General features: G+C 51.2%; 10 protein-coding genes and 2 pseudogenes. 8 read left to right on the top strand and 4 right to left on the bottom strand.

The features are described from left to right. Nucleotides 1-131 precede the first annotated feature (131 nt). The 3 genes from DZ54_RS22275 to DZ54_RS0115025 form a co-directional block, all read right to left on the bottom strand. Nucleotides 132-503, bottom strand: a complete 372-nt coding sequence (locus DZ54_RS22275) for an ImmA/IrrE family metallo-endopeptidase (RefSeq protein WP_240474035.1) — start codon at nt 501-503, stop codon at nt 132-134. 172 nt (nt 504-675) lie between these two features. Continuing rightward, entirely contained in the window at nt 676-1,272 is a 597-nt protein-coding gene (locus DZ54_RS22270) for a phosphohydrolase (protein ID WP_240474034.1), read from the bottom strand. Between the two features lie 423 nt (nt 1,273-1,695). After that, the gene (locus DZ54_RS0115025) at nt 1,696-2,010 is read right to left on the bottom strand and encodes an addiction module antidote protein (RefSeq protein WP_240474033.1); all 315 of its coding nucleotides are present in this window, start codon (nt 2,008-2,010) and stop codon (nt 1,696-1,698) included. Between the two features lie 157 nt (nt 2,011-2,167). Here DZ54_RS0115025 and DZ54_RS0115020 point away from each other — a divergent pair, with 157 nt between their 5' ends. The 6 genes and pseudogenes from DZ54_RS0115020 (at nt 2,168) to DZ54_RS27590 (ending at nt 6,270) form a co-directional block, all read left to right on the top strand. Then, entirely contained in the window at nt 2,168-3,079 is a 912-nt protein-coding gene (locus DZ54_RS0115020; protein WP_025674958.1) for a beta-keto acid cleavage family enzyme, read from the top strand. Beyond that, nucleotides 3,076-3,516: a 3-hydroxyacyl-CoA dehydrogenase NAD-binding domain-containing protein gene (locus DZ54_RS26360; protein ID WP_276202064.1), complete on the top strand. Its 441-nt coding sequence runs from the start codon at nt 3,076-3,078 to the stop codon at nt 3,514-3,516. The genes DZ54_RS0115020 and DZ54_RS26360 overlap by 4 nt, the downstream gene beginning before the upstream one ends. Next, a complete protein-coding gene (locus DZ54_RS26915; protein WP_338057069.1) occupies nt 3,438-3,767 on the top strand; it encodes a 3-hydroxyacyl-CoA dehydrogenase NAD-binding domain-containing protein in 330 nt (109 codons plus the stop codon). Before DZ54_RS26360 ends, DZ54_RS26915 begins: the two co-directional genes overlap by 79 nt. Beyond that, a complete protein-coding gene (locus DZ54_RS26350; protein ID WP_240474038.1) occupies nt 3,743-4,030 on the top strand; it encodes a hypothetical protein in 288 nt (95 codons plus the stop codon). The genes DZ54_RS26915 and DZ54_RS26350 overlap by 25 nt, the downstream gene beginning before the upstream one ends. Beyond that, nucleotides 4,030-4,491, top strand: a complete 462-nt coding sequence (locus DZ54_RS0115010) for a thioesterase family protein (RefSeq protein WP_025674957.1) — start codon at nt 4,030-4,032, stop codon at nt 4,489-4,491. The genes DZ54_RS26350 and DZ54_RS0115010 overlap by 1 nt, the downstream gene beginning before the upstream one ends. A gap of 215 nt (nt 4,492-4,706) precedes the next feature. After that, nucleotides 4,707-6,270 (top strand): annotated as a pseudogene (locus tag DZ54_RS27590) (BCCT family transporter). 93 nt (nt 6,271-6,363) lie between these two features. Here the strand turns inward: DZ54_RS27590 and DZ54_RS0115000 are convergent. Then, the gene (locus tag DZ54_RS0115000) at nt 6,364-7,335 is read right to left on the bottom strand and encodes a GlxA family transcriptional regulator (RefSeq protein WP_025674956.1); all 972 of its coding nucleotides are present in this window, start codon (nt 7,333-7,335) and stop codon (nt 6,364-6,366) included. 110 nt (nt 7,336-7,445) lie between these two features. On the opposite strand from DZ54_RS0115000, the gene DZ54_RS25300 reads away from it, so the two are divergent. Continuing rightward, on the top strand, nt 7,446-7,607 hold the full coding sequence (locus tag DZ54_RS25300; protein ID WP_164831610.1) for a hypothetical protein: 162 nt from the start codon (nt 7,446-7,448) through the stop codon (nt 7,605-7,607). Between the two features lie 109 nt (nt 7,608-7,716). Continuing rightward, nucleotides 7,717-7,897 (top strand): annotated as a pseudogene (locus tag DZ54_RS24365) (DUF4277 domain-containing protein); the annotation flags it as partial.

Here is a 7,897-nt window from a genome sequence, read left to right as displayed (position 1 = left end):
TTTTTTTGTTTTTCTCGATTTGGTTAGTTCGTAAATTGGCAAAATCTTTGAAAAATCATCATCATTGATGTTTTCAAAACAGCGGAGTTCGCCATCTCTAGTTTTTATGATCGGGAAATAGAAAAATTCACTCATAGATTGTGTCCGTCATAACCAAGAACTTTGGCTCTAATTCGAACTGCATGAGAAGATACTTGGAAGTGCATAGCAACATCTTCAACCTTTGATGATACGTTGGCTATGAAATTATCGAAAGCATCTTTAGGCATCAATAGTGAGGCCGCAAAATCATTGGCCTCAGCTTCCATCCAGTTTGTTTCTCCATTTCTAAAGAACGTTGTATCTTCAAAGCAATCATTGTTAGCAGCATGGCGAATGCGATGTGCAATTTCGTGGGCTATTGTAAACCTTTGCCTATGCGGATGGTGTAATGAATTAACGGTCATTACCCAACGGCCTGACTTTTTCTCTTTTTTAAGCGAGCCTGATTCTTCATCTTGCATCGGCTCGTATCTAACTGTAATCCCTAGATGTTTGGCTAATTCAGATACATTGACAGGGTCACGTTTCTAAGCCCTTGTCTTCAGCAAGTGCTATTAGATGTTCAGGTGTAGACAAATCTTCAAATTCTGTAGTTGTTTGAGCTTTTCTAACAGATTTTCTAACGAATGCCATCTATTGCTCCTTTTTGACAAGTAGGGATTCTTTGCCTTCAGATTCGGATATATCTAACTGAGCTACACGTTCCGAAATGACCTTTATTTGTTGGCGTAGGCTTTGGTTTTCTGTTTCTAAAAGTTGCAATCGTTCTAGAGCTTCATCGACAGTCCCTAATGACCTTTCAAAATCACCAGCAGTAGCATTTAGATCGCTTTGTACAACTCGAAGCCGTGATTCTGCTTCATTCTCGACTTTTGCATTGAGTACGTGATTGAATGTATCACTATGCATATATTTTTTTGTAATTTCTTCAGCTTTTTCTTCTGATGTACTTTTGATGTAAATCACGGATATTGCAGCGATCAAACCATTAATAGCTATAAGGACGGTGATTATTGTTTGATAAAAGCCAGTTTGAAATGACCAGACATCTTTAAGGCTGATTAATGTCCCACTCTTGACTAAGTCACCAATAATATGGGATGTGAATGGGTCGTTGATATTATCAGCATTGGCAAGTGCAACTGAGTCGGCATAGCAAGGTAAGATAGCAGTGATGGGGAAGGTAAACATACGAGTAACGCCAGTAGCACAATGCAAAAAAGTGAGCATGTGATTAAGCTTACAAAAAAGATTATCTTGTAGATGCTAGGGCTAGCGGGGGTATTCTCTGACATGCTTCCGTTTCATCTGTTGTAATTTTTTGTAGTTTACTATACATCTGATTCATATAAAATAATTTAAGTCAATATGCTTGCATATTCCAGAGTAAAAACCAATAGGGTAAGGTCTTGTCTTTTGCTTTTTGGTGGCAGTTTTTCTATCAGGTTTAGCTATTTGTCATACCTGAAGTTATTAGTTATTTGCTAATGTTTGATTTCCAAAACACGTTTTTGTCCATTTCCAACGCCAAAATGACGTCGACTTGTCCTTTTGCGTTACTCCAGCCAGAGCCGCATTTTTTAGTGCGGGCTTGCTCATTCATAGTATGTTGAGCGAAGTGACATCCAGCTTTTGACACCGCCGCTATAGTCACTATGAACTCTGTGACTTCGAGTCACCAAGCCTCAACGCCACCCCTAACGCATTCACAATCGCTATCAGTGTCTTGAGGTTAGGATTGCCTTTTTGGCTGAGTGTGCGGTAGAGCGTTTCTCGTGAAAGACCGGTTTGCTTAGCGATATCTGTCATTCCTTTGGCGCGTGCGATCACACCGAGTGCATCGGCGATAAATGCGGGATCGCCCGTTTGCACCGCTTCGTCTAAGTAAGCTTGAAGTGCTTTTTGATTGTCCAAGAACGCTGCTGGGTCAAATGGGAGTGTCGTTTTATCATCGGTAACTGCTATCACGTTTAGACCTCTACTGTGATTTGTTTGTGCCATTCCGTCAGTCTGCTAATAACTCACAATGTCGCTTAATGTGTCTTTTATGTCGCTTGGTGTCAAGTTGTGGCTTGGTATTCTCGACACACTGTGGCCAGTTTAATCAAGCGACAAGAGGCCGAACATGAATCGCAGCGTCATTCTTACCTGCGCCGTCACCGGTGCGGGCGATACCACGGGCAAAAACCCCAATGTGCCAATTACGCCAAAACAGATTGCCGACAACTGTATTGAGGCGGCGCGTGCTGGTGCCAGTGTCGCTCATATTCACGTGCGTGACCCTGAAACGGGCGGCATTAGCCACAACATTGATCACTTCCGTGAGGTGATGGAACGTGTTCGCGAATCAGACGTCGATATTGTCATGAACATCACCGGCGGTGGTGGTGGGGATTGGGTGCCGGATGACCAAAACCCAAGCCGTGGTGGCCCGGGCTCTGATATGCAAACCCCAGCCGAGCGTCATGCGCCAGTGGGCGAGCTATTGCCTGAGCTGTGTACCTTAGATTGCGGCAGCCTGAATTTTGGCGACATGGTGTACATTAACACCGCTGACTGGCTGCGCGAGCAAGCGCGGATGGTGCAGGCCGCGGGCGTGAAAGCAGAGCTGGAGTGCTTTGACTTAGGCCATGTTTGGTTTGCGCGTCAGCTGCAAAAAGAAGGCTTGCTGGAGGGCGATCCGTTGTTTCAGCTTTGCTTAGGGATTCCGTGGGGCGCAGAAGCGGACACCGAAACCATGCTGGCCATGCGCAATAAACTGCCGGAAAACGCCAACTGGGCGGCGTTTGGAATTGGTCGCCATCAGATGCCGATGGTCGCACAAGCCATGTTGCTGGGTGGCCATGCCCGCGTGGGCTTGGAAGATAACCTCTACCTAGAAAAAGGGGTGATGGCGACTAACGGCGGCTTGGTAGAAAAAGCGAGCACCATCATTGAGAACCTTGGCGGTCGTATTATGACCCCTGCACAAACGCGCGCCGCGCTGAAACTGGTTGACCCTAAAACCGGTAAGCCGGTTGAAGGAGGTGACCAATGAGCAAGCAATTAGCGGTCATCGGCACCGGCGTGATTGGTAATGGTTGGATTGCGCGCGCTTTGGCGCGTGGCTGGGACGTGGTTGCCTATGATCCTGACCCACAAGCGCCTACTCGTACTCGTGCGTTCGTGGCCAATGCCTGGCCATCGTTAGAAAAGCTGGGCCTCGCCGAAGGCGCGGATCCCGCTCGGTTAACCTTTGTTGATAGCCTTGAGCAGGCGGTGAAAGAGGCCGATCTGGTTCAAGAGAACGTGCCGGAGCGCATTGATATAAAGCGTGAGACCTTGTCGGCAATTGATGCGGCTGCGGCGCCAAACGCGATTATTGGCTCATCGACGTCTGGCTTTAAGCTACCGAGCTGCAGAGTGATTGTGATCATCTTCCCGGACGCGTCATCGTCGCACATCCTTTTAATCCGGTGTATCTGCTGCCGCTAGTCGAGCTGGTCGGCGGTGAGGCCACTCAATCGGGTCAGATTGATCGCGCCCATGCACTCTACCAAGAATTGGAAATGCGTCCCTTGGTGGTCAAGCGCGAAATCGAGGGGCATATTGCGGACCGCTTGATGGAAGCGCTATGGCGTGAAGCCTTGCACCTGGTTAACGATGGGGTGGCCACCACCGAAGAGATTGATGCCGCGGTGGTTTACGGCTGTGGTCTGCGTTGGTCATTGATGGCACCTTCTTAACTTTCCATCTGGCCGGCGGCGAGCAGGGCATGCGCCATATGCTAGAGCAGTTCGGCCCGGCGCTAAAACTGCCGTGGACCAAGCTCGAAGCGCCTGAGCTCACCGATGAGCTGATTGATAAAGTGGTTGAAGGCTGTGAATTCCAAGCGGCGGGCCGTCCGGTCTCTGAGCTAGATCGTCGCCGTGATGCCTTCTTGGTCGAGCTTTTAGACTTGACGCAGAAGTACTGGCCCGAAGCTGAAGGCTTGGAAGGGCGCATCTAATGGCACTGTTAAAGATAGACGTGGCGCCAGAATGGGTCGATTATAACGGGCACATGAACGATGCCGAGTACGCGCGTGTGTTCTCGCTGGGTGTTGATGCGCTAATGGCCACCATTGGCTTGGATGACGCAGGCCGCACCCAACATCACTACACGATTTATACCCTCGAAACCCATTTGTGCTACCGACGTGAAGCCCATCAAGGGCAGACCTTGGTGGTTGACGTGACCGTGTTGGCGCGTGATCAAAAGCGCCTGCATGTGTTTATGCAAATGTTTGATACCCAAGGTGAGGTGCTGGCTACCAGCGAGCAAATGCTGATGGGCATCGACACGCAAACCGGTCGCCCCGCGCCGTTTCCAGACGCTGTCGCCAGCCTCATCAAGACCCTGCCTTGCGCGGTTGAGAGTGATTGGCCCGAGAGTGCCGGCCGTCGTATCGGGTTACCCAAGCGGCATTGAACCACGTTGCCATCGGGCGCTAAAGAGTTATCAAGTCCCGCTCAGTAGAGGCTGAACGGTTAACGGGATCGCCGGCCCGACTTCCGGCTCAAGGAGGATTTATTATCGCTACGCCAACCCCACCACACTCACCCAAGCGTCGTGACAGCCACCAAGCTGAAGTATCGACCGATTATACCGTCACCGAGCTTGCTCAGGATGGCTTTTTCCAAGGCATGCACCGTGGCATGACCATTTGCTCTGCACTGCTGGTGCTCGCTTTTGTGTTATTCACCGGCTTTCAATCGGAGACGGCCAGCGTCCTGTTTGGTGCGACGCGCACTTGGATTGAAAGCACCTTTAGTGGTTATTACCTGATCACCGTGATGCTGTTATTGACCGTGTGCGGTTTTATCGTTTTCAGTAAGTACGGCAATGTACGCCTTGGCCCTGACGACAGCCGTCCGGAGTTTAGTAACTTCTCTTGGTTCTCGATGCTGTTCTCTGCTGGCATCGGTATCGGCATCCTGTTTTTTGGGGTCGCCGAACCGATTTTTTACCTCGATAACACCGGCGGATTTGGCTACCCCAACAACCCTCACGCGGATATGGCTGGCGCGGCCGCCATTGGCTACGAGCGTGCGATCGATGCGCTGCGGGTCACCGTTTTCCATTGGGGTCTGCATGGTTGGGCCATCTACGTGATTGTCGGCATGTCGCTGGCGTATTTTGCCTACCGTAAGCAACTGCCTTTGGCGCTGCGATCGGCGCTTTATCCTTTTATCGGCGAGCGAATCTACGGCGTCTGGGGGCATCTTTTCGATATCCTCGGGGTGCTGGGCTGTGTGTTCGGCGTCGCGACTCGCTCGGGCTTGGCGTCAGTCAAATGGCGGTGGGGCTGGAGCGCCTGATCGGTATCACCTCCGGTTTGTCGACGCAATTGATCTTGATTGCAGTGATTTCGGTGATCTCGATTATGTCGCAGTCTCCGGGGTGCGCCGCGGGATCCGTATTATTTCGCAGATGAACATTTGGGTGTCGGTGTTGGTGGTCGGTATCTTTTTGATTGGCGGCCCCACACTTTGGCTGATCAGCGCGTTTGGCGAGACTTTGCTCGACTATGCAATTAACTTTATCCCGATGGGGCTGTGGTTTGCCGATGAGCCTGGCACGGTGGAGTGGCAGCAGGCCTGGACCATTTTCTATTGGGGCTGGTGGCTGGCTTGGGCACCGTTCGTGGGTCTGTTTATTGCGCGTATTTCCAAAGGGCGGACGCTACGTGAGTTCGTGCTGGGCGTGTTGTTTGTACCCACCTTACTGATCTTTGTCTGGCTGGTGATTTTCGGCGGCAATGCTATCTATCAAGAGCTCCATGCCAGTGGTGGGGTCGGTAGCGCCGGGATTATCGATTTGGTCAATGCTTGGGAGTTGCCTGCGGCTCTGTTTGCGGCAGCCGATGGCATCGTAGGCTCTGGGATGTTCGGCTGGATACTCTCGGCCTTGATGGTGTTCTTGTTGATGAGCTGGTTTGTGACCTCGTCTGATTCAGGCACCCTGGTGCTGACGACGATTTTGTCACTGGGTGATGAAGAGCCACCGAAGCGTTTCCGGGTGCTTTGGGGCGTGGTGATTGGCTTAGTCGCGGCAACGCTGCTGATGGCCGGTGGCCTTAAAGCGCTACAGACGGCATTGATCGCCGCCGCCTTGCCACTGAGCGTGGTGATCCTAGTGATGACCGCCGGGGTGCTGATCTCACTATTCGGTGAATCGCGCCACTCGCTAGTGGCCGCTAAAAAATAGCGGCGTGAAGCGTTGTCCTGTGACGCTTTGAACGTGATACCCGCTACCCGCTCACTCCGTTGCCGATTAAGGTAGTGGGGTGAGCGGCTTTTTTTACTGGTCTTGCGCTTTACGCATCTGGCGCGGTGACACGCCGTAGTGGCTGCGAAACGCGCGGGAAAAACTTGAGCTTGAGCTAAAACCACACGCCAACCCCACGGATAACACATCAAGATCGGTTTCTTTTAGCAAGTAATGGGCACGCTCTAGCCGCAACCCCAAATACCAGCTTCGTGGTGACTGGGTTAGCTCGCTGTCAAAAAGCCGTTGTAGGTGACGAAGTGACACACCGCTGCGTTGAGCCACCTCGGCCAAAGACAGGGGTGATTCTATATGGCGCTCCATCACATCTACCGCGTCGACCAGACGTCGTCGATGGGTGCCTAAACGGCGGGCGAGTGTCATGCGCTGCTGATCGCGCCGAGTACGAATACGCTCGTGCACCAGTTGCTCAGAGACGTCGATGGCCAATTGGTTGCCGTGACGACGTGCAATCACATCCAGCGCCATGTCCATCGCTGCCGCACCCCCTGCGCATGAGAAGCGCCGTGGTCCGAGCTCAAACAGCTCATCTGAAGTTTTCACCTCCGGGAAGCGCTCTTGAAACGAAGGTAAACTTTCCCAATGCAAAGTAACGCGTTCTCCTTTAAGTAGGTCGGCAGCGGCCAGCAAAAAGCAGCCGGTATCGAGTCCGCCGAGCGCGCACCCTGCCGCATCAAGACGGTGCAACCAACGCATTAAGGGGCGGCTTAAATAAGCTTCAGGATCAAAGCCGCTACACACAGCCAGCGAGGGTAGGTCATGCACTGCATCAATCGCTTTATCGGCCAGCAATGACATACCGTTGGAGGCTTTCACTGGTTTACCATCTTCACTGATCATTTCCCAATCGAACAGCGGTTGGCCGCTTATCTGGTTGGCAATACGCAGCGGTTCCACGGCAGAGAAAAAGGCCATCATTGAAAAACGGGGTAGCAAGAGAAATCCGATACATTCTGGCATCGGGCCGGTGTATTCAAGACGCATGACCGCACACTAAGCGTGAAAATGGGTAGAGCATGATGACTGGCGGTTGCTATGAGGGTCAAGCGCGGTGGAGGATTTTCCTGCGTTGGGCGGGATCCTGCTGGCTTAACATGCGTCGATATCGCCTAGAAGAAATGGCGGTGGAAAGTGGATCGGCGCGAGCGGCATTGCGTGGTATGAATGATTTAACGTTGATATTGGCAGGCGCGCAATTTGCCATGATTCAAAAAAAACGCCACAAGTCATTGTGCCGTCATTCCGCAGCCAATTAATGAATTAAAATAGTGTGATCTAGCGATCATTTACAGATTTTAGTGTCACAGACCTCTTGACCGTGGTCCCCAGTTTTGATCTATTACTGTTATTTAACGGTCGCTTATTATGCCTGCTCCTCAACCTGTTATTAAACGTCTCGATCACCTAGGCTAATCGCTGCTTTCTGTCATGAAATTGGCTTACCAGATATTATCGACCGTATCATTCCTAAGTACTCCGAGCACAAGGTTTCGCATGGTGATGCCGTCTTAGCGATGATCCTAAATGGGCTGGGTTTTCATAGTAG

Origin of the sequence: Salinivibrio socompensis S35 (genome assembly GCF_000513715.1) — a bacterium.
In the GTDB taxonomy this organism is placed as follows: Bacteria; Pseudomonadota; Gammaproteobacteria; order Enterobacterales; family Vibrionaceae; genus Salinivibrio; species Salinivibrio socompensis.
The sequence above is the reverse complement of the archived record's forward strand: the minus strand, read 5'-3'. Positions and strand labels throughout refer to the sequence as shown.